Origin of the sequence: Rugamonas sp., assembly GCF_025354735.1 — a bacterium.
Classification (GTDB): domain Bacteria; phylum Pseudomonadota; class Gammaproteobacteria; order Burkholderiales; family Burkholderiaceae_D; genus Rugamonas.
Window position 1 is genome coordinate 1 of the sequence record NZ_JANXMI010000294.1, and the last position, 22,305, is coordinate 22,305.

At 66.9% G+C, this 22,305-nt stretch carries 15 protein-coding genes and 1 pseudogene; 13 read left to right on the forward strand and 3 right to left on the reverse strand.

Translation table 11 applies throughout. From position 1 onward, the window contains the following. The 12 genes and pseudogenes from Q0S71_RS24000 to Q0S71_RS24055 form a co-directional block, all read left to right on the forward strand. Positions 1-302: pseudogene (locus tag Q0S71_RS24000) on the forward strand (sugar ABC transporter ATP-binding protein); the annotation flags it as partial. Between the two features lie 17 nt (positions 303-319). Further along, positions 320-1,285 (forward strand): ABC transporter permease, encoded by a 966-nt coding sequence (locus tag Q0S71_RS24005; protein WP_296001341.1) that lies wholly within the window; start codon positions 320-322, stop codon positions 1,283-1,285. Positions 1,286-1,314: 29 nt separating this feature from the next. Further along, entirely contained in the window at positions 1,315-2,334 is a 1,020-nt protein-coding gene (locus Q0S71_RS24010) for a LacI family DNA-binding transcriptional regulator (protein WP_296001343.1), read from the forward strand. 13 nt (positions 2,335-2,347) lie between these two features. Next, positions 2,348-3,271, forward strand: a complete 924-nt coding sequence (gene rbsK / locus Q0S71_RS24015) for a ribokinase (RefSeq protein WP_296001344.1) — start codon at positions 2,348-2,350, stop codon at positions 3,269-3,271. Beyond that, the gene (rbsD, locus tag Q0S71_RS24020) at positions 3,268-3,660 is read left to right on the forward strand and encodes a D-ribose pyranase (RefSeq protein WP_296001346.1); all 393 of its coding nucleotides are present in this window, start codon (positions 3,268-3,270) and stop codon (positions 3,658-3,660) included. The genes rbsK and rbsD overlap by 4 nt, the downstream gene beginning before the upstream one ends. Before the next feature lie 242 nt (positions 3,661-3,902). After that, positions 3,903-4,328: a type IV pilin protein gene (locus Q0S71_RS24025; RefSeq protein WP_296001347.1), complete on the forward strand. Its 426-nt coding sequence runs from the start codon at positions 3,903-3,905 to the stop codon at positions 4,326-4,328. Next, positions 4,316-4,951, forward strand: a complete 636-nt coding sequence (locus tag Q0S71_RS24030) for a Tfp pilus assembly protein FimT/FimU (protein WP_296001348.1) — start codon at positions 4,316-4,318, stop codon at positions 4,949-4,951. Before Q0S71_RS24025 ends, Q0S71_RS24030 begins: the two co-directional genes overlap by 13 nt. Beyond that, positions 4,948-5,364 carry a prepilin-type N-terminal cleavage/methylation domain-containing protein gene (locus tag Q0S71_RS24035; RefSeq protein ID WP_296001352.1) on the forward strand — a complete coding sequence of 139 codons (417 nt, stop codon included), beginning with the start codon at positions 4,948-4,950 and terminating at the stop codon, positions 5,362-5,364. Before Q0S71_RS24030 ends, Q0S71_RS24035 begins: the two co-directional genes overlap by 4 nt. Continuing rightward, entirely contained in the window at positions 5,361-6,575 is a 1,215-nt protein-coding gene (locus Q0S71_RS24040) for a PilW family protein (protein ID WP_296001354.1), read from the forward strand. Before Q0S71_RS24035 ends, Q0S71_RS24040 begins: the two co-directional genes overlap by 4 nt. Then, entirely contained in the window at positions 6,575-7,198 is a 624-nt protein-coding gene (locus Q0S71_RS24045; protein WP_296001356.1) for a hypothetical protein, read from the forward strand. The genes Q0S71_RS24040 and Q0S71_RS24045 overlap by 1 nt, the downstream gene beginning before the upstream one ends. 116 nt (positions 7,199-7,314) lie before the next feature. Continuing rightward, a complete protein-coding gene (locus tag Q0S71_RS24050; RefSeq protein WP_296001357.1) occupies positions 7,315-12,003 on the forward strand; it encodes a PilC/PilY family type IV pilus protein in 4,689 nt (1,562 codons plus the stop codon). Positions 12,004-12,144: 141 nt separating this feature from the next. Beyond that, positions 12,145-13,830 (forward strand): peptide chain release factor 3, encoded by a 1,686-nt coding sequence (locus tag Q0S71_RS24055; RefSeq protein ID WP_296001359.1) that lies wholly within the window; start codon positions 12,145-12,147, stop codon positions 13,828-13,830. Positions 13,831-13,983: 153 nt separating this feature from the next. On the opposite strand, the gene mgtA is transcribed toward Q0S71_RS24055, so the two are convergent. Continuing rightward, entirely contained in the window at positions 13,984-16,728 is a 2,745-nt protein-coding gene (gene mgtA, locus Q0S71_RS24060; protein ID WP_296001363.1) for a magnesium-translocating P-type ATPase, read from the reverse strand. A gap of 359 nt (positions 16,729-17,087) precedes the next feature. Continuing rightward, positions 17,088-17,462 carry a hypothetical protein gene (locus Q0S71_RS24065; protein WP_296001365.1) on the reverse strand — a complete coding sequence of 125 codons (375 nt, stop codon included), beginning with the start codon at positions 17,460-17,462 and terminating at the stop codon, positions 17,088-17,090. Positions 17,463-17,709: 247 nt separating this feature from the next. Between Q0S71_RS24065 and Q0S71_RS24070 the strand changes: the two genes are divergently transcribed. Continuing rightward, positions 17,710-19,317 (forward strand): methyl-accepting chemotaxis protein, encoded by a 1,608-nt coding sequence (locus Q0S71_RS24070; protein ID WP_296001367.1) that lies wholly within the window; start codon positions 17,710-17,712, stop codon positions 19,315-19,317. Between the two features lie 47 nt (positions 19,318-19,364). On the opposite strand, the gene gcvP is transcribed toward Q0S71_RS24070, so the two are convergent. Then, positions 19,365-22,259 (reverse strand): aminomethyl-transferring glycine dehydrogenase, encoded by a 2,895-nt coding sequence (gcvP, locus tag Q0S71_RS24075; protein ID WP_296001369.1) that lies wholly within the window; start codon positions 22,257-22,259, stop codon positions 19,365-19,367. Positions 22,260-22,305: the final 46 nt, after the last annotated feature.

Below are 22,305 nucleotides of genomic sequence, written 5' to 3' on the forward strand. Positions count from 1 at the left end.
TGCTGTTCGACGAACCGACCCGCGGCATCGACATCGGCGCCAAGTTCGACATCTATCACCTGCTGGCCGACCTGGCGCGGCAGGGCAAGGGCTTGCTGATCGTGTCCAGCGACTTGCGCGAGCTGATGCTGATCTGCGACCGCATCGCCGTCATGAGCGCCGGCCGCATCGTCGACACCTTCGAGCGCGGCGCCTGGAGCCAGGACGCCATCCTGTCGGCGGCCTTCAGCGGCTACCTGGGCGGGCCCGACGGCGCGTCCGCGAACGACGCCGCCAACCCCGCCGCAGCCGCCGCCACCTAACACTATCGGATACCAGCATGACCACCAAGAACACTTCCTTCCAGCGCGGCTTGACCAGCGCCAAAAACTACGCCGGCCTGGTCGGCGCGCTGCTCGCCATGTGCGTGCTGTTCGGCTTCGCCAGCGAAAACTTTTTCACCGTGTCGACGCTGTCGACGCTGTCGAATGACATTCCGACCCTGGTCGTGATGTCGGTCGGCATGACCTTCGTGCTCATCATCGGCGGCATCGACCTGTCGGTCGGCTCGGTGATGGCGCTGGCCGCGTCCATCCTGTCGCTGGCCACCGTGCACTGGGGCTGGCCGGTGTGGGCCGCCGGCCTGCTCGGCATGGCCGCCGCCACCGTCTGCGGCGCGGCCACCGGCCTGATCTCGGTCGGCTGGCGCATTCCATCGTTCATCGTCTCGCTGGGCGTGCTGGAAATCGCCCGCGGCCTGGCTTACCAGGTGACCAATTCGCGCACCGAGTACATCGGCAGCGCCGTCGAATTCATCAGCGCGCCCCTGTTCCTGGGCCTGTCGCCGGCCATCCTGGTGGCCATCGCCATCGTCGTCGCCGGCCAGCTGGTGCTGACCAAGTCGGTGCTCGGCCGCCACTGGATAGGCATAGGCACCAACGAAGAGGCGGTGCGGCTGTCGGGCATCGCGCCACGGCCGCGCAAGGTGCTCGTGTATGCGCTGATGGGCCTGCTGTCCGGCGTCGGCGCCCTGTTCCAGGTGTCGCGCCTGGAAGCGGCCGACCCGAACGGCGGCGTCGGCATGGAGTTGCAGGTGATCGCGGCCGTCGTCATCGGCGGCACCAGCCTGATGGGCGGACGCGGTTCCGTCATCAGCACCTTCATCGGCGTGCTCATCATTTCGGTGCTGGAAGCGGGGCTGGCCCAGGTCGGCGTCAGCGAGCCGATGAAGCGCATCGTCACCGGCCTGGTGATCGTCGCCGCCGTCGTGCTCGACACCTACCGTCGCCGCGGCGAACGGGCCTGAGGCCGCCATGCTGACGATGGGCGAGCGCCATGGCCACCATTAAACAAGTCGCGCAGGTCGCGGGGGTGTCGTTCACCACCGTGTCCCACGTGCTCAACGACACGCGCCCCGTCAGCGCCGCCGCCCGCGCCCGCGTGCTGGCCGCCGTCGAGCAGCTGCATTATGTGCCGAGCGCGCTGGCGCGGTCGATGAAGAGCCGCACCACCGGCACCATCGGCCTCATCATCCCCAACAACACCAATCCGTATTTCTCGGAAGTGGCGCGCGGCATCGAGGACAGCTGCTACGCGGCCGGCTACAGCGTCATCCTGTGCAACTCGGACGACGACCCGGCCAAGCAGCGCGATTACTTCAACGTGCTGCTGGAAAAGCGCTGCGACGGCCTGATCCTGGCCGCCCTGGCCCAGACCGACAGCGACCTGCTGCGCAAGATGCGCATCCCGGCCGTGCTGCTGGACCGCGCGCCGCACGATTTGATTACCGACGTGGTCGGCGTCGACAACGTGGCCGGCGGCGTGCTGGCGGCCGAACATTTGCTGTCCCTGGGGCGGCGCCGCATCGGCTGCATAGGCGGCCCGCAAGACATCGAAATTTCGCGCGAGCGCATCGCCGGCGTCGAACAGGCGCTGGCGCGGCAGGGCTTCACCCTCGATCCGGCCCGCTGCGCCTATGCCGACTTCACCAGCGCCGGCGGCTACCGCGCGGCGCAAACGCTGTTCGCGCTGCCGGCGTGGCAGCGGCCCGACGCCCTGTTCTGCTGCAACGACTTGATGGCCATCGGCGCGTTGCGCGCGGCCGCCGAGCGCGCCATCGAGGTGCCGCAGCAGCTGGCCGTGGTCGGCTTCGACGACATCGACCTGGCCAGTTTCGTCCACCCGCCGCTGACCAGCGTGGCGCAAAACACCCGCGAGCTGGGCCGCATCACGGCGCTGTGCCTGCTCGCGCGCATCGCCGACCCCGGTCTGGCGGTGCAGCAGCGCATCATCGCGCCGGCGCTGCAAGTGCGCCACTCCACCGTGGCCGCGCCGGCCCACCCCTATTTAAATTGACAGGAAGATAGCCATGATCGTCGTAATCGGCAGTATCAATATGGACCTGGTGCTGCGCGTGCCCCGCATGCCGCTGCCAGGCGAAACGCTGGCCGGCGGCGCCTTCGCCACCATCGCCGGCGGCAAGGGCGCCAACCAGGCCGTCGCCGCCGCCCGCCTCGGCCATGTGCCGGTGGCCATGGTCGGCTGCGTCGGCGACGACGGCTTCGGCCTGACCCTGCGCGCCGCCCTGCGCGCCGACGGCATCGACGAGCGCCACGTCAGCACCATGGCCGGGGTCGCCACCGGCGTCGCCTCCATCCTGGTCGACGCCAGCGGCCAGAACAGCATCGTCATCGCCGGCGGCGCCAACGATTTGCTGAGCCCGGCGCACATCGACGCCGCCCACGACGTCATCGCCCAGGCCGACATCGTTGTGCTGCAACTGGAAGTGCCGCTGGCCACCGTGCGCCACGCCATCGCACTGGCCCAGCGCCTGGGCAAGCCGGTGCTGCTGAACCCGGCGCCCGCCCAGGACGTGCCGGCCGAGCTGCTGGCCATGGTCACCTACCTGGTGCCGAATGAAATCGAGGCCGCCATGCTGGCCTCGTCGAACAGCGAGCGCGGCGCCAGCGTCGCCGGCAGCGACGCCGCCGTCGAAGCGGCCGCCGCCAAGCTGCTGGCGATGGGTTGCGCCAACGTGCTCATCACGCTGGGCGCCGACGGCGTCTATGAAGCCAACGCCGCCGGCCGCCGCCAGTATCCGGCCGAGCGCGTGCAGGCGGTCGACACCACGGCCGCCGGCGACACCTTCATCGGCGGCTTCGTCGCCGCGCTGGCCGGCGGCGCCGCGCCGGCCGACGCCATCGCCTACGGCCAGCGCGCCGCCGCGTGGAGCGTCACCCACACGGGCGCGCAGACCTCCATCCCTTACAAACGCCAGCTGGACGCGCTATGAAAAAGACGGCTTTGCTGAACATCGCGCTGTCGCAGCTGGTGGCCAGCCTGGGCCACGGCGACATGGTCGTCATCGGCGACGCCGGCCTGCCGGTGCCGCCCGGCGTGCCGCTGATCGACCTGGCGCTGACGGCCGGCGTGCCCGGCTTTTTGCAGACGGTGCGGGCGGTGCTGAGCGAGATGCAGGTCGAGAGCCATGTGCTGGCGCAGGAACTGGCCGGCCGCAATCCGGCCATCGCGGCCGGCATGGACGCGCTGGCGCTGCCGCAGCGGCGATTGCTCAGCCATGAAGAGTTCAAGCAGCTGAGCCGGAGCGCCCGCGCCATCGTGCGGACCGGCGAGCACAGCCCGTATGCCAATGTGATCCTGGTGGCCGGCGTCGTGTTCTGAGCCGGTCCCGCCCCGCCTAAAAACCGCAACCGCTGTTGCGGTTTTTTTACGCCCCTGGCGCGGGTGTGCGGTGCCGAAAGGCGGGCAGGGCAGGATAAATCCTTGCTCCCCGTCTAAAAAGTGTTGCTTGTCAGGAATTTGTCAGCATTTCCTCAGGGTAATGAAAGCTTGGCGCGCTACCATACTTGAAGGAAAGTCCGGTACACGGTGCCGGGCTGGCAACCCATCTGACGGAGCATTCAATGAAACGCATCAAAAACGGCTTTACCCTGATCGAGCTCATGGTCACGGTGGCGATCGTCGGCATTTTGATGGCGGTGGCGGTGCCGGCCTACTCCGATTACGTCACCCGCGGCCGCCTGACGGAGGCGTTCTCGTCGCTGGGCGCGGCCCAGCCGGCCGCCGAGCAATTCTGGTCCAACACCCGCAGCTATGTGAATTTCGACACGAGCAACGGCTTCCCGCAGGCCACCCCCAATTTCACCTACGCCATGAGCGGCGCCAGCACGTCGGGCTATCTGATAACCGCCACCGGCACCGGCAAGGCCAACGGCTTCGTCTACACGATAGACCAGAACGGCAACCACACCACCACCGGCGCGCCGACCGGCTGGGGCACCAGCGGCACTTGCTGGGTCGACCACAAGGGAGGCGCATGTTCCCAGTGATGAAAAGGGGCGGAGCCGGTTTCACGCTCGTCGAGCTGATGGTGACGCTGGCCGTGTTCGGCTTTCTGCTGTCGATCGCCGTGCCCAACATGAGCCGCTGGGTGGTCAAGAACAAGGCCGGCGCGGTGGCCGAATTTTATGCCGACGGCTTCAGCACGGCGCGTCGCATGGCCGTGTCGCGCAACGCCGAGACCCGCTTGAGCCTGCTACAGCAGCCGAGCAACGTGAACGGCCAGTTCGACTGGCAGATCGACATCTGCTATCCGACGCCGGTGCTGGCCTGCGACGCCAACGGTCTGTGGTCGACCACGACGGCGCCGGCCGGCAACGACCCCAAGGGCGTGGCCGGCGACGTCTCCATCCTGCGGCCGTCGGACGCGTTGCCTTCGTCCGGCATGCTGACGCCGTCGATGCTGCCGGCCAACGCGTCGGTGATTTATTTCACGCCGCTGGGCTGGGTCGACACCAATATCGCCAACCGCCTGACCCGCATCCAGTTCGACCCGTCGCCGGCCTATGTGGGTGACATTCCCGCCTCGGCCGTGGTGGTGACGCTGTCGGGCATGGCCAGCACCTGTAATCCCACCGTGACCGCTTCCGATTCGAGGGCCTGCCCACCATGATGATACGATCCCGTCCGCGCCAGAGCGGCGTTGCCCTGCTCGAAGCCCTGATCGCCACCGTGATCCTGGCCATCGGCCTGCTGGGCGCCGTCGGCCTGCAGGCGCGCGCCTATTCCGCGCTGGCCGACGCCGACGTGCGCGCCGAAGCCACCATCGCCACCGACAAGCTGCTCGGCGTGATGGCCAACGACGCCGCCAACCTGTCCAATTACGCGCTGACCAGCACCGGCACGCCGTCGCCCACGCTCAAGCCGTGGATAGACGAGACCAATAGCTATATCCCGGGCGCCAGCACCACCATCACGCTCACGCCCCAGGGCGGTTACACCAAGGTCAGCGTGGTGATCCAGTGGATCCGCAAGGCCGGCCCCCGCAGCATCACCAACCAGCACCAGATCACCGCTTATTTATGAAAACTCCTTCCATGATGCGCCGCCACGGCGGTTTTTCGCTGGTCGAGCTGATGGTCAGCGTCGTCGTCGGCCTGCTGGCGCTGATGTTCGCGACCAAGCTGGTCGTCAACGGCGAGCAGAGCAAGGCCGTTTCGCTGGGCGGTTCCGACGCCATGCAGAACGGCATGCTGGCCCTGTTCAGCCTCAGCGGCGACGCCGGCCAGGCCGGCTGGGGCATCAACGACAACCGCGTCAACGGCTGCAACACCCTGCTGACCGACGCCAACGGCTACCAGCTGTTGCAGGTGCAGGCCGCCGGCGCGCTGGCGACGCCGCTGGCGCCGGTGGTGATCCAGTCCAACGGCCTGGCGTCGGACCAGATCGAATTTAATTTCAGCGGCTCCAGTTCCGCCATCGCCTCGCTCGGACTGTCCCAGTCCTACAATCTGAACGACGCCATCCTGACCACCGACACCAACAACGCCTACGGCTACGGCGCCAGCGGCTACGGCATGAATGTGGTGCTGGTGGCGCATGACCCCGCCATTCCCGGCGGCAAGTGCGCGATCGGCGAAGTGGGCAACGTGGCCATCGCCACCACCGTCATCACGCTGGCCGTGCCGGTCGCCGGACGCTACGCCGCCGCCGGCGGACTGGGCGAGGCTTACGGCAACAATTCGGCCCGCGTCTTCAACCTGGGCCCGGAACGGTTGCTGTCCTTCCATACCTGGTCGGTGCAGAACGGCGTGCTGCTGCTGCGCTCGACGAACCTGGCCGGCGCCTCGGCCGCGCCGGTGTCGGTGGTCGACAACGTGGTGGCGATCAAGGCCCAGTACGGCTTCGACCTGAGCCCGGCCGTCGGCCCGGCGCCGGGCAATGTGCGCTGGTCGGCCGACAATGGCATGGTGGTGTCGCAGTGGTCGGGGCCGATGATCGACGCCGACGGCGACGGCGTGGCCGGCGCGCCTGGCGACTTCCAGCGCATCGCCGCCGTGCGCATCGCCGTCGTCGCGCGCAGCAAGAATCCGGAAAAGCCCAGCGTCAAGACCGGCCTGTGCACGGCCACCACGGCCATGCCGACGGTGTTCACCAGCGCCTCGCCGGCCACCACGGCGGCCGTGCCGATGACCGTCAACGTCGCCGTCGGCGGCGACACCGTCGACTGGAAATGCTACCGCTACCGCGTGTTCGAGACCATCGTCCCGATGCGCAACCTGGAATGGAGGCCATGATGCCGTGCTCCCCTATGCAAGTGCAAACGCGGCGGGTCCGTCGGGCCGCGCGCCAGGCCGGCATCGCCTTGCCGGTGATGCTGATCATGCTGGCGGTGATGCTGATGAGCAGCATCTACCTGCTCAAGTCCAGCACCTCGACCACGCTGACCACGTCCAACCTGGCCTACGATGCTGCGCTCAGCAAGGCGGTCGACCTCGGCATCTACACCGGCTATACGTGGATCGCCGCCATGGACAAGAACAATCTGTACAGCAGCATTCCGGCCGTCGGCTATGTCGCCAACATGGTGCCCAGCCAGTCGGTCAACGACCCGAATTTCTGGCTCGGTTCCGTCAAGTTCAACGACACCGCCTCGCCGCCCAACCAGATCGAATACGTGATCCATCGCATGTGCTCGCTGGTCGGCGCGCCCGTGCCGGACGCCCCGTTCAACAATAATTGCATGAAGAGCACGATGCCCAACACGGCGTCGGCCACCGCGCCCCTGCTGGTGAGCCTCGGCGTGGACGCCCCGCAACTGGCGGTGTCGCCGCAGTTGCACTACCTGATTACGGCGCGCATCTTCGGCCCGCGCGGCGGCAATGTGGTCAATCAGGCGGTCGCCCTGATTAGCGAATGAGGCCGCTCGACTTGACCCGATCCGACTTGATCCGCCCCGACCCGACCGGCATCGCCGTCCGCCGCACCGCTTTCGGCCGCTCAGCCCGGCCCGCCGCATCCTTGACTGGAATGACCATGAAACTGCTCGCCACCTCTCTAGCCCTGTTTGCCGCCGCGCTGTGCGCGCCGGCCGCCAGCGTCGCCGCGCCCACCAATATCGCCCAGGTGCCGCTGCTCAACATCACCGGCACCGGCACCGTCAAGCCCAATTTGATGCTGCTGCTCGACAATTCCGGCTCGATGGACCAGGCTTACACGCCCGACTATGTGAACGACAATCTGTGCCGCACCGGCCCCCAGCTGGCGAGCGGTTCGCCGCAGGCGTGCAACGTCGGCTTCCCGCCCTTCATGAGCAGCGACTTCAACAAGCAGTATTACAATCCGGCCGTGCGCTACGTGGCGCCGATCAAGTACGACGGCACGTATTACCCGGACCAGACGGCGGCCGCGACCACCAATTACAGCGTTGTCAGCGGCGACGGCTTCGGCGCCCACAAGGTCGATTTGTACGGCAATGCCTCGACCTCGATCAACCTGCTCAACGGCTATCCCGACGTCAAGTGGTGCGACCCCAACAACCTCACGTCCTGCCAGGTCAACACCGCCACCTACACCTATCCGGACAACACCTACAAGACGCCGGTCGCCATCAACACCGGGCCGTATTACTACACCATCGGCGTGGCCGAATATTGCAGCGACTCGACGCTGAAAAACTGCGTCTCGACCGCCGTCGGCGCCACCGCCCCGACCGGCTATCCGGTGCCGGCCAAGGTGCGCTGGTGTAATTCGACCGTGCTCAGCAACTGCCAGGCCAAGAACACCGGCGCCTACGTCTATCCGCGCTATTCGACCCCGGTCGGTTCGTTCTCGTCCTACGGCACCATCGCCGTCGGCACGTCGGCCTCGACGGCCAGCATGACCGTCACCTCCGTCGTGGTCGGCGACGCCAACAACACCACCATCGTCAACTCCGCCGTCACGGCGCCGAACGGCACCAAGACGGCGCTGACCCAGCAGACCATGGCCAGCGCGCTGGCCGCCGCCATCAACAACCGTTCCACCACGCTGCAATACATGGCCTGCGTCAAGACCCCGATCGGCAACGCCGCGGCGGTCGACTGCGCCAACTTCGGCATCGCGCTGACGGCCGACAATGTGGTGGCCGTGGTGCCGGTGCTGTGCAGCTCGACGCCGAAGACGCCGTCGACCTGCGTCGCCGTCACCGACGCCAGCCGCTCCGGCGTCGGCTTCACCGTCAACGTGTCCACCGTCACGCCGACTCCGGCCTCGACCGGCGTGCCGCCGACCGCGCTGCTGACCTTCAGCAACAATACCACCGGCAACAACGCCGTCGCCACCTCGGTGAAACTGGGCGGCACCTCGCTGCTGAGCAATCTGGCGCTGGGCAGCAACGTGTCGGCCACGGCCGTCGTGCAGGCGCTGCAAACGAAGATAGGGGGGGGCGGCACCATCCGTGCCTACGTGGGCGGCAACAGCATCACCAGCATCTGCGCCGCGCAAACGACGCTCACGCTGTGCCTGGTCGACACCGGCGCCTCCGCCAACGGCGCCGCGCCGACGGCCGCCATCAGCAACGCCGGCTTTCAGACCGTCACGCCGGCCAACGCCACCAGCGCGCCCGACAGCATCCCGGTCCAGACCGCCGCCATCGCCGCCGGTTCCAGCCCGGCCAGCACCTTCGTGCGCGTCAACCTCGTCGCCGGCAGCACCTACCCGAAAGTCAATACCCGCACCGACTGCGTGGCCACGGCCGGGGTCTGCACCTATAACGAGGAAATGGTCAACTTCGCCAACTGGTACGTTTACTACAAGACCCGCATCCAGATGATGAAGACGTCCGTCGGCATCGCCTTTTCGACGCTGACGGCGAACTACAACGTCGGCTTCGCGCGGCTGTCCGTGATGGGGGCGGGCGGCGCCATCGACATCAAACCGACGCCGTTCGCCGGCACCGCGCGCAACAACTGGTACACCAAGCTCTACGCCACCACCGACACCGGCTCGACGCCGATGCGCCCGGCGATGGACAACGTCGGCCGCATGTTCGCCAACCTCGCGCCCTACAACTACGCCAGCGGCTCGGAAGTGGTGCAGTTCCCGTGCCAGCAAAACTTCATGATACTGACCACCGACGGCTACTGGAACGGCGGCTCGACCGTCGCCTACGGCAACCCGGCCGTCGCCACCGGCAACAACGACGACAAGGAAAACCCGGCGCGCTTCTGCACCGCCGGGCGCGGCTGTGTCGACACCCGCGCCCAGTCGCAGCCGTCGATCGCCGACGTCGCCCTGCACTGGTATAACGGCGGCGACGACAGCACCACCGTGTCGCTGCGCCCGGCGCTCGAACCGGACATGACGGTGCCCGGCGCCGTGCCCCACGCGCCCGGCGAGAACAGCCACCTGCACATGAACACCTACACGCTGGGCCTGGGCGTGGACGGCATCATGAATTACGAGCCCGACTACGACACCGCGCCCAATCCCGGCGGCGACTTCTACAACCTGATTAACAGCGTGCCCACCGGCTGCCCGTGGAACGCCGGCGGCGCCTACGTCTGGCCCGATCCGGACGTCACCAACACCAACAGCACGGTGCAGTCGCGCGTCGACGACCTGTGGCACGCGGCCGTCAACGGTCACGGCAAATATTTCTCGGCCGCGCTGCCGACCGAAGTGGTGGCCGGCATCAGCGCCGCGCTGGCCAACATCCAGGTCCGCACCGGCTCGGCCGCGGCGGCCGCCACGTCCACGCCCAACATCACGCAGCAGGACAACGACATCTTTTCCGACACCTTCACCACCGTGCGCTGGTACGGCGAACTGGCCGACCGCAAGATCGACCCGGCCACCGGCATCGTCGGCGCCACCGTGCAGTGGAACAGCTCGGACACCGTGGGCTTGAAAGTGGTCAACCAGGCGGTCAACACCGACGCCCGCACCATCCTGATGCTGAGCCCCAATTCCGGCGGGCTGGTCAACTTCAAGTACGCCAGCCTGGGCAGCGGCGACAAGACCTGGTTCGACAACAAGTGCGCCTCGCTGCCGCAGTGCACGCTGCTGTCGACGGCCGACAAGGCCATCGTCAACAGCGGCGACAACCTGATTAACTGGCTGCGCGGCCAGCAGACCTATGCCGACGACCAGCACTTCCGCGCCTACACGCAGTCGAGCGCCAGCACCCCGCTGCCCATCGTGCTCGGCGACATCGACTCGTCCAAGCCGGCCTATCTGCGCGACCCGCGCAAGAATTACACCATGGCCGGCTACGCCAAGTACAAGACTGATAACAGCGGCCGCCTGGGCACCGTCTTCACCGCCGCCAACGACGGCATGTTGCACGCCTTCGCCGCCGCCAGCGGCACCGAGCTGTGGGCCTATGTGCCGCGCATTACGATGAGCAAGCTGTATGTGCTTTCCAGCACGACCTACGGCACCAACCACGAATTCACCACCGACGGCTCGCCGGCGCTGGGCGACGTCCAGCTCGGCGGCGTGTGGAGCACGGTGCTGGTGGCCGGCCTCAACGCCGGCGGCCGCGGCTTCTACGCGGTCGACGTGACGGCCGTCGGCACCACCGGCGGCGGTCCCAAGCCGCTGTGGGAACTGTGCGCCGACCCGGCCGTCTGCGCCAACAACGATCCCGACATCGGCCTGACCTTCGGCAATCCGCAGTACGGCATGTGGAACGGCAAATGGGTGGTGCTGCTGACCTCGGGCTACAACAACATCCCCGGTGTCGACAACGTCAACACCGGCAGCGGCCAGGGCTTCCTCTACATCGTCGACGTCAGCAACGGCCACATCCTGAAAAAGGTGAGCACCGGCGCCGGCGACACCAGCACGCCGTCCGGCTTCGCCAAGATCACGGCCATCGGCCCCAATCCCGACACCGACCCGACCCTGTCCTACGTCTACGGCGGCGACAACAACGGCACCATGTGGCGCTTCGACCTGACCGACACCAGCGCCGCGGCCACGGTCAAGCTGCTGAAAATGGGCGACGCCGGGGTCGGCAAGCCGATCACGACGCGGCCGGACGTCACGCTGTGCGCCGCCAACACCACCTTCGTCGACCCGGTGACGAAGGTGAGCACGTCCACCACCGTGGCCCAGCGCGTGGTGCTGTTCGGCAGCGGCCGCCTGCTCGACGTGCCCGACACCAGCGACACCAGCGTGCAAAGCGTGTTCGTGCTCAAGGACAGCGGCAGCACCATCGCCAACATCCACGGTGCCACCAGCGTCAACGGCGGCACCGGCAGCAGCGTCAGCGCCAGCGGCACCATGGTGCAGCAGACCCTCAGCCTGGCCGGCAGCAGCAGCAACGAGTTCACCTATGCGATCACCAGCAACCCGGTCGACTTGAGCAAGCAGGATGGCTGGTACGCGGACTTCAGCCTGAACTCCGGCGAGCGCGTGAACCTGGACCCGCAAATCGTCAGCGGCGTGGCCAACATCGTCACCAACATTCCGACGTCGTCGTCGGCCTGCTCGGTCGGCGGCACGGCCAACAGCTACGCGCTCAACGTCTGCAACGGCAACGCCATCGCCTCGGTGCCGGCCGGCGGCACGCTGTCGAACACGTCGGCGGCGGTGGGCTTCATCATCATCCGTCTCGCCAACGGCGACGTGAAGATGGTCACCACCACCGCCGACGGCAACACCCTGACCACCAAAGTGGTGACCAACACCGGTCCGGCGCCGCGCCGCGCCGGCTGGCGCCGCGTGAAGGGCGAGTAAGCACCGGCGGCAAGCATCGCCCGGGCCGGGACGCGTCCCGGCCCGGCCCGGCCCGGCCCGGGCGCAATCAGTTCACACTTAGTGCCCAACTATCGGTAAAATAGAGGGTTTTTTGCGGGGCCATTCTTGATGGTCGCGACTATGGCCAACGATACCGAAAACACAACCCCAGAATTCCCCGGCGCCGCCGACGGCGACGACAGCAACGCACCGGCGGTCAGCGGCAAAACGCCGGCCCTGATCGCGCGCGAAGTGCAGCGCCGCCGCACCTTCGGCATCATCTCGCACCCGGATGCGGGCAAGACCACGCTGACCGAAAAGCTGCTGCTGTTCTCGGGCGCGATCCAGATGGCCGGCACCGTCAAGGCGCGCAAGAGCGGCCGCCACGCCACCTCCGACTGGATGGAAATCGAGAAGCAGCGCGGCATTTCCGTGGCCTCCTCGGTGATGCAGTTCGAGCACCGCGACCACGTCGTCAACCTGCTCGACACGCCCGGCCACCAGGACTTTTCGGAAGACACCTACCGCGTGCTGACGGCGGTCGACTCGGCCCTGATGGTGATCGACGCGGCCAAGGGCGTCGAGGCGCAGACCATCAAGCTGCTGGCCGTCTGCCGCATGCGCAGCACGCCCATCGTCACCTTCATGAACAAGATGGACCGCGAAACGCGCGATCCGCTGGAACTGCTCGACGAACTCGAATCGGTGCTCAAGATCGAGTGCGCGCCCGTGACCTGGCCCATCGGCATGGGCAAGAGCTTCCGCGGCGTCTACCACCTCATCAACGACGAGATCATGCTGTTCAAGGCCGGCGAGGAAAAGGCCGACGGCGCCTTCGAGATCATCAAGGGCATCGACAATCCGCGCCTGCAGGAGATGTTCCCGCTGGAGATGGACCAGCTGCGCATGGAAGTGGAACTGGTGCACGGCGCCTCCCATCCCTTCGACCTCGAGCAGTTCCTGTCGGGCGTGCAGACGCCGGTGTTCTTCGGCTCGGCCATCAACAACTTCGGCGTGCGCGAGATCCTGTCGGCGCTGGTCGACTGGGCCCCGTCGCCGCGTCCGCGCGACGCCACCGTGCGCGTGGTCGATCCGGCCGAACTGCCGTTCACCGGCTTCGTGTTCAAGATCCAGGCCAATATGGACCCGGCCCACCGCGACCGCATCGCCTTTTTGCGGGTGTGCTCGGGCCGATTCGAGCGCGGCATGAAGGTCAAGCATTTGCGCCTGGGCCGCGAGATCAAGGTCTCGTCCGTGGTGACGTTCATGGCCTCGTCGCGCGAACAGGTGGAAGAGGCTTACGCCGGCGACATCATCGGCCTGCCCAACCACGGCAATATGCAGATCGGCGACTCCTTCTCCGAGGGCGAGCTGCTGACCTTCACCGGCATCCCTTACTTCGCGCCGGACTTCTTCCGCTCGGTGCGCATCCGCAACCCGCTGAAGATCAAGCAGCTGCACAAGGGCTTGCAGCAGCTGGGCGAGGAGGGCGCGGTGCAGGTCTTCAAGCCGGTGCAGGGCGGCGAGCTGGTACTGGGCGCCGTCGGCGTGCTGCAGTTCGAGGTGGTCGCCAGCCGCCTGCTCAACGAGTACGGCGTCGACGCCGTGTTCGAGGGCACCAGCATCAGCAGCGCGCGCTGGATCAGCAGCGACGACAAGAAGGCCCTGGTCGACTTCGAGGATGCGCTGGGCCACAACGTCGCCTACGACGCCGCCGGCAACATGGCCTATCTGGCCACGTCCGGCGTCAACCTGCGCCTGACCCAGGAGCGCTGGCCCAAGCTGATGTTCCACGCCACGCGCGAGCACTCGGCCAAGCTGGGCTAAACGTTTTTGTTTATCCTTAGAGAACCGCGCCGCGTGCGCGGTTTTTTTATGGGGACTATTTTCCTTACTAAAATTGTCGTGCGGGATGCGAAACCGTAGGCGACGATGGATATGCCGTGAACTTCGTTTATATGATTTATACCGTTTATATCGTTATTGCCAATTGTAGCGGCGCAGATAGAACCGCTTCATCAGCGTCGTCAGCGCCGCGTAGCCGGCCAGGATGGCGGCCAGCCACGGGAAGTAGGCCGGCGGCAGCGCCTCCAGCTTGACGTAGTGCGCCAGTGGCCCCATCGGCAGGAACACGCCGACGGCCATAATCAGCAGCGTCGTCGCCAGCAGCCGGAAGGCGGCGATGCTGTCGATGAAGGGCAGCTTGGGCGTGCGGATCAGGTGCACGATCAGCGTCTGCGTCAGCAGGCCGACGACGAACCAGCCGGACTGGAACAGCGTCTGCCGCGCCGCCGTGTCGGCCCTGAACACATACCACATCAGCGCGAAGGTGCTGATGTCGAACACGGAACTGATCGGCCCGAAAAAGACCATGAAGCGGCCGATGTCGCGCGGGTTCCAGTTCAGCGGTTTTTGCACCAGCTCGGGGTCGACATTGTCGAAGGGGATGGCGATCTGCGACACGTCGTACAGCAGATTCTGCACCAGCAGGTGCAGCGGCAGCATCGGCAGGAAGGGCAAAAACGAGCTGGCCACCAGCACCGAAAACACATTGCCGAAGTTGGAGCTGGCCGTCATGCGGATATATTTCAGCATATTGCTGAAGGTGCGCCGCCCTTCGATGACGCCTTGTTCCAGCACCATCAGGCTTTTTTCGAGCAGGATGATGTCGGCCGCTTCCTTCGCGATGTCGACCGCCGTGTCGACCGAGATGCCGATGTCGGCCGCGCGCAGCGCCGGCGCGTCGTTGATGCCGTCGCCCATGAAGCCGACCGTGTGGCCGTTGGCGCGCAGCGTCAGCACCAGCCGCTCCTTGTGCAGCGGCGTCAGTTTGGCGAACACGGTGTGGCTCTCAACGGCCAGTGCCAGCGCCGTGTCGTCCATCGCGTCGACGGCGCTGCCCAGCATCACGCCATCGACGGTCAGGCCGACGTCGCGGCAGATTTTCGCCGTCACCAGTTCGTTGTCGCCGGTGAGCACCTTCACGGTGACGCCGTGCGCGGCCAGCGCGCGCAAGGCCGGCGCCGTGGTTTCCTTGGGCGGATCGAGAAAGGCGACGTAGCCGATCAGCGTCAGCTCCGCCTCGTCGGCAACGGTATAAACGGTTTTATGCGGCGGCATTTCCCTGACGGCGACGGCGACCACGCGCAAGCCTTCGGCGTTCAGTTCGCGCGTCACGCCCAGCACGGCGGCCAGGCGTTCGGCGTCCAGCGGCTCGGTGGCGTCGCCGTGGCGCACGCGGGTGCAGGCGGCGAGGATTTCTTCGACCGCGCCCTTGCAGATCAGCTCATGGTGGTCTTCGCGTTCGGACACCACCACCGACATGCGGCGGCGCTGGAAGTCGAAGGGGATTTCGTCGATCTTGCGGTAATCCTGCGGCAGATTCAATTCGCTTTGCAGTTCGACGTGGTCGAGCACCGCGCGGTCGAGCAGGTTTTTCAGGCCGGTCTGATAGTGGCTGTTGAGGAAGGCGAATTTCAGCACCTCGTGCGACTCGGCGCCGAAGACGTCGGTGTGCCGTTCGAGGACGATGTGGTCCTGCGTCAGCGTGCCGGTTTTGTCGGTGCACAGCACATCCATCGCGCCGAAATTCTGGATCGCGTCGAGCCGCTTGACGACGACTTTTTTGCGCGCCAAAACCACGGCGCCCTTGGCCAGCGTGCTGGTGACGATCATCGGCAGCATTTCCGGCGTCAGACCAACGGCCACCGACAGCGCGAACAGGAACGCTTCGGTCCAGTCGCCCTTGGTGACGCCGTTGACGAGGAAGACCAGCGGCGCCATCACGAGCGCGAAGCGGATCAGCAGCCAGCTGACGCTGTTGACGCCGGCCTCGAACGCGGTCGGCGCGCGCGCGGTCGCCGTGACGCGGCTGGCGATGGTGCCAAAGTAGCTGCGGTTGCCGGTCGCCAGCACCAGCGCGCTGGCCGCGCCGGAGACCACGTTGCTGCCCATGAACAGCAGGTTGGCGCGCTCGAGCGGAGCGTCGTCGGCGTGCGGCGGCGGCCCGGCGATTTTTTCGACCGGCAGCGATTCGCCCGTCATCGCGGCCTGGCTGACGAAGAGATCCTTGGCCGCCAGCAGGCGGCAATCGGCCGGCAGCATGTCGCCGGCCGACAGCACGATGACGTCGCCGGGGACCAGTTGTTCGATCGGCAGTTCGCGCCGGGCGCCGTCGCGCAGCACGGTGGCGGTGTTGCTGACGAGGGCCTTGAGGCGTGCGGCGGCGCGGTTGGAGCGGCCTTCCTGCACGTAGCGTATCAGCGTCGACAACACGACCATGGTGGTGATGACCAGCGTGGCCTTGGCATCGTCGCTCAGCCACGAGACGGCGGCCAGCACCGTCAGCAGCAGGTTGAAGGGATTTTTATAGCACTGCCACAGGTGTGCATGCCAGGACAGCGGCGGCTCGTGTTCGATCACGTTGGGGCCGACGCGGGCGGCGACGGCGGCCGCTTCCACGCTGCTCAAGCCTGCGCTGCGGGCATTCAATTGCAGCAGCAGCGCGTCGAGGGCGGCGCTGGACGCGGCGCATAAGGCGCGCGCCACATGATCGGGCATGCCGACGTTGGCGGCGTTGGCGACTTGGGCTGCATCGGCGGTATCGGAGACGGCCACGCCCACGCCCACGCCGGCCGGCGCCAGCGGCAGCGCCAGGCGGCGGAAATGGCGCGGCGTGTGGCGGCTGCGCAGGAACGATACGAACAGGTGGTTGAAGAGAGTCATGGCTCTTCCTTTCTGATGGCTGCGCGCGGCGGCGCGCAGGCCGGACGCGGTGCGCCGGGCTGGGTCGGACCAAATCATCGCCGCCGCCGGTCATGCCGGCGGTAGACGAGACGCAAAAGGGGATGCTGGGCCAGTAGCCGGTCGATGGTGACGAGGGGAGGGGAGGACTGGCGGCGCGCATCGGAGATGGGCCGCTGATATACCGCGCCTTGCAGGGCAAGGCACGGTGGGAGTGCGCGTGCGCTTGCTAGGCTGTCTCGATAGTCGTCGATCGACTACTGCCGCTAGAACAAGTACCCACGTGGGACTCCCGAAATGAAAGAACGCAGATGGTAGTTTCTGCGCCGGACGAAGTCAAGTCAAACGGCGGCGTCGCTGCCGATATCGCTGCCGGCATCGGCTTTGGCGGCGCGCCCGAGCCAGAAGGCGTCGGCGATGCTGCCGGCCCAGCACAGCACGCAGACCACCAGCGCCACGTTCATGCCCGGTAGGGCGTTGACGGTCGCGTCGACCCGGTCCGAGATCAGCTGCGGGTCCAGTTGCAGCGTGCCGGCGTTGATTTCGTCGGCCAACGTCGTCACCAGTTGCAGCACGTGGCGCAGCACGTACAGCACGGCCAGCGCGCACGGCAGCAGGAAAACGCAGCCGCGCCGGCCGCGCTTGAGCGCCAGGTGGCCCAGGCCGGGGAACAGCAGCGCCGACATCAGCGCCGCCTTGATGGTATTTTTTTTCATGTGGGGCGATTTCAGGTTCAGGGTGGGACGGCGGCCTCGCGCCGCTCGTTTGCGCCAGCGCAAGGCCGCCGCCGGCCGGCCAGCGTAGATTACAACATTCACTTCAGCAAGATTGCGATTGGGAATGTCGACACACCTGCTTGCCGGTCGCTCATCATACCTGTTCGAGGCCTAGGATGGCGGCACCGTCCGAGCGGCACCCGCCTGCGCCCCGTGGCTGGCCGCCACGTCCCCGGTTTGGAGTCTTATGCTAAGCAAATTACGGATAGGACCGAAACTGCTGCTGGCGCCGATGATGGTGCTGATCCTGCTGATCGTGGTGTCGAGCGGCGCGTATCTGGGGCTGGTGCACCAGAACCGCTCGCTGGAAAACATGGTGCAGCAGCGCGCCGCGCGGCTCAAGGGCGCGGCCGACCTGGTGGCCGGCGCCAACCGCGCGCACACCGAAATGTACCAGCTGCTCACCTGGGTCAACGGCAGCTTTTCGGCGCCGCGCCTCGATGCGCTGATCCGCGACCTCCACGCCCGCCACGCCGCCATCGACCGCCGGTTCGCGCAGCTGGAGGCGGCCACGCCGGCCGCCAGCGCCGAGCGCCGCTACGTCGCCCAGTCGCAGGCCGCGCACGCGCAGTACGTCCGCGCCATCGACGACGCGGTCGAACTGGTCATGGACGACCAGTCGATCGCGGCCAACGCCATGTCGAAGGCCGAGCGCGCGTTCGACGTGGTGGCGGCGCGGCTGGAGGAGCTGTCGAAGCTGGAGCAGGAATTGAGCGAGCAAGCCTACGGCGACGCCGAGGGCGAGTTCAGGACGCTGTCGACGGCGCTGCCGGTGGTGGTGGTGGTGGTGGTGGTGTCCATCGTGCTGTCGCTGCTGGTGACGATGGCGGTGCGGAACGCGCTGCTCAAGGAGGTGCGCGAAATCGGCGCGGCGGCCATCGATCTGGCCGAGGGCAACCTGACCGTCAAGACGCGCGTCTACGGCCGCGACGAAATCGCCGAGACCTCGCGCGCGCTCGACACCAGCATCCGCCACCTGAACACGACGCTCAAGACGATACTGGCGTCGGCCCAGTCGATCGACGACGCCGCGCGCGGCATCGCGCAGGACAACGCCGACCTGTCGCAGCGCACGGTGGCGCAGGCCACGTCGCTGGAGCGGACCAGCGGCTCGATGCAGGAGCTGAGCGCGACCCTGGGCGCCACGGCCAGCAACGCGCAGCTGGCCAAGCAGCTAGCCGTCTGCGCCAGCAATTTCGCGGTGCGCGGCGGCAGCGTGGTGCAGCGCCTGGTGGTGACGATGGCGTCGATCCGCGGCAGCTCGCGCAAGGTGGTGGAAATCGTCGGCGTCATCGACGGCATCGCCTTCCAGACCAATTTGCTGGCGCTGAACGCGGCGGTGGAGGCGGCGCGCGCCGGCGAGCATGGACGCGGCTTCGCCGTGGTGGCGGGCGAAGTGCGCACGCTGGCGCGGCGCTCGGCCACGGCGGCGCGCGAAATCAAGACGCTGATGGCGGCATCGGTGGCGGAAATCGAGGGTGGCAGCCGCTCGGTCGAGGAGGCCGGCGGCAGCATGGCCGAGATCGTCGCGTCGGTGCGGCAGGTGGGCGATTTGATCGGCCAGATCAGCCAGTCCAGTGCCGCGCAGGCCGAGGGCTTGCACGAGGTGCGGCAAGCCATCGTCCAGATCGATCACATTACGCAGCGGAACCTGGCGCTGGTGGCGCAGGCGGTGACGCGCTTCCAGCTCGATGAACAGGGCGGCCCGCCGGCCGGTCCGGTGGTGGCTGCGGCGAAAAAAAACGCAGGCCCGGGCCGGGTGGCCCGCCTGCGTTTGGCGTCGAATCGTACTTGACGGGCGGTGCGGGCGGCGCCGGACGACTACCGGCACCGCGCCATCATTTACTCGTAATCGCTCATCGGCGCGCAGCCGCAGAACAGGTTACGGTCGCCGTAGACGTTGTCGGCGCGGCCGACCGGCGGCCAGTACTTTTGCTTGCGCAGCGACGGCAGCGGATAGGCCGCCACTTCGCGGCTGTACTTGCGGTTCCAGGTGTCGGACAGCAGCACTTCGGCCGTGTGCGGCGCGCCCTTGAGCGGATTGTCGGTGCGGTCGAATTCACCGTTTTCCACTTTCGCGATCTCCATGCGGATCGTAATCATGGCGTCGATGAAGCGGTCCATCTCGACTTTCGATTCGCTCTCGGTCGGCTCGATCATCAGCGTGCCCGGCACCGGGAAGCTCATGGTCGGTGCGTGGAAGCCGAAGTCCATCAGGCGCTTGGCCACGTCCTCGTTGCTGATGCCGGTGGCGTCGGTCAGCGGACGCAGGTCGAGGATGCACTCGTGCGCCACCAGGCCGTCGTGGCCCGAGTACAGCACCGGGTAGTGCGGCGCCAGGCGGCGCGCGATGTAGTTCGCGGCCAGGATGGCGGTCTCGGTGGCGGCGGTCAAGCCTTCCGCGCCCATCATGGCGATGTACATCCACGAAATCGGCAGGATGCTGGCCGAGCCGAACGGCGCGGCGCTGACGGCGCCGATGCCGGCCGCGTCGCGCTGGTAGCCGCTGGAGCGCTGGTTGGGCAGGAACTTGGCCAGGTGGGCGCCGACGCCGATCGGGCCGACGCCGGGACCGCCGCCGCCGTGCGGGATGCAGAAGGTCTTGTGCAGGTTCAGGTGCGAGACGTCGCCGCCGAACGAACCCGGCGCCGCCACGCCGACCAGCGCGTTCATGTTGGCGCCGTCGATGTAGACCTGGCCGCCGTGGCTGTGGATGATCTCGCACAGTTCCTGGATGCCTTCTTCGAACACGCCGTGCGTCGACGGATACGTGACCATCACGCAGGCCAGGTTCTTCGAGTGCAGTTCGGCTTTCGCTTTCAGGTCGGCCAGGTCGACGTTGCCGCTGGCGTCGCAGGCGGTGACGACCACCTGCATGCCGACCATATTGGCCGACGCCGGGTTGGTGCCGTGCGCCGACGACGGGATCAAACAGATGTTGCGATGGCCATCGCCGCGCGACTCGTGGTAAGCCTTGATGACCAGCAGGCCGGCGTACTCGCCCTGCGAACCGGCGTTCGGCTGCAGCGATATGGCGGCGTAGCCGGTCAGGGCGCACAGCATCTCTTCAAGCTGCGAAATCATTTCGCGGTAGCCGATGGTCTGCGCGTCCGGTGCGAACGGATGGATGTTGGAGAACTCGGGCCAGGTGACCGGGATCATTTCGCTGGTCGCGTTCAGCTTCATGGTGCAGGAGCCGAGCGGGATCATGGTGCGGTCCAGCGCCAGGTCCTTGTCCGCCAGGCTGCGCAGGTAGCGCAGCATTTCATGTTCGGAGTGATAGCGGTTGAAGACCGGGTGCGTCAGGTAGGCGCTCCGGCGCGCCAGCGCCTCGGGGAAGGCGTTGACAACCGCCGCCTCGACGTCGTCGAAGGCCGGGCCGTGGGCCGGGCCGCCGGCCGGATGCGAGAACACGGTCCACAGCAGCGTCAGGTCGTCGCGGGTGGTGGTTTCGTCGAGCGAGACGCCGACGTGCGTGGCGTCGATGATGCGCAGGTTGACGCCGTGCGAGTGGGCCGACGCGTGCAGCTGCTCGGCGTCCTTGACGGCGATGGTCAGCGTGTCGAAGAAGGTGGCGTTGGCGACGTGGTAGCCGAGCGTCTTCAGGTTCGCGGCCAGGATGCCGGTGTAGCGGTGCACGCGCTGGGCGATCTGCAACAGGCCCGCCGGGCCGTGGTAGACGGCGTACATCGACGCCATCACCGCCAGCAGCACTTGCGCGGTGCAGATGTTGGAGGTGGCTTTTTCGCGGCGGATGTGCTGCTCGCGCGTTTGCAGCGCCAGGCGGTAGGCGGTGTTGCCCTGGGCGTCGATGGTGACGCCGACCAGGCGGCCCGACATGCTGCGCTTGAATTCGTCGCGCGTGGCCAGGTAGCCGGCGTGCGGGCCGCCGAAACCGAGCGGCACGCCGAAGCGCTGGCTGTTGCCGACGACGACGTCGGCGCCCCATTCGCCCGGCGGCGTGAGCATGGTCAACGCCAGCAGGTCGGCGGCGACGACGACCATCGCGCCTTTGGCCTTGATGGTCGCCACGTCGGCCGCGTAGTCGCGCACCACGCCGTTCACGCCCGGGTATTGCAGCAGCACGCCGAAGCAGTCGCCGACGGCGACCAGTTCGGCCGCCGGGAAGCTGCGCACTTCGATGCCGAGCGGCTGGGCGCGCGTCTCGACGACTTCGCGCGATTGCGGCAGCACGTCGTCGGCCACGTAGAACACCTGCGACTTCGACTTGCCGACGCGCTGGATCAGCGTCATCGCTTCGGCGGCGGCCGTGCCTTCGTCGAGCATCGACGAATTGGCGATGCCCATGCCGGTCAAATCGGTCACGGTTTGCTGGAAGTTCAGGATCGCTTCCAGGCGGCCTTGCGAAATCTCCGGCTGATACGGCGTGTAGGCGGTGTACCAGGCCGGGTTTTCGAAGATGTTGCGCAGGATGACGCCGGGCGTGTGGGTGTTGTAATAGCCCTGGCCGATCATGGACTTGAGCACCTTGTTTTTCGAGGCCAGCTTTTTCAGCTTGGCCAGCGCTTCCTGTTCCGGCATCGGCTGCGCGTACTGGCCCAGCGCCAGTTTGCCTTTGTTGCGGATATTGGTCGGGACGATGGCGTCGATCAGCGCGGCGCGCGAGGCGTAGCCGAGGACGGCGAGCATCGCCTCCTGTTCGGCGGCGTCGGGGCCGATGTGACGGGCGATGAAGGCATCGCGGGCTTCGAGTTGGGTCAGGCTGGTGCGGGTCATGATAGGTCGGGGCCAAAAAAAGTGTGCGGGCTGCGGCGCCGCCATG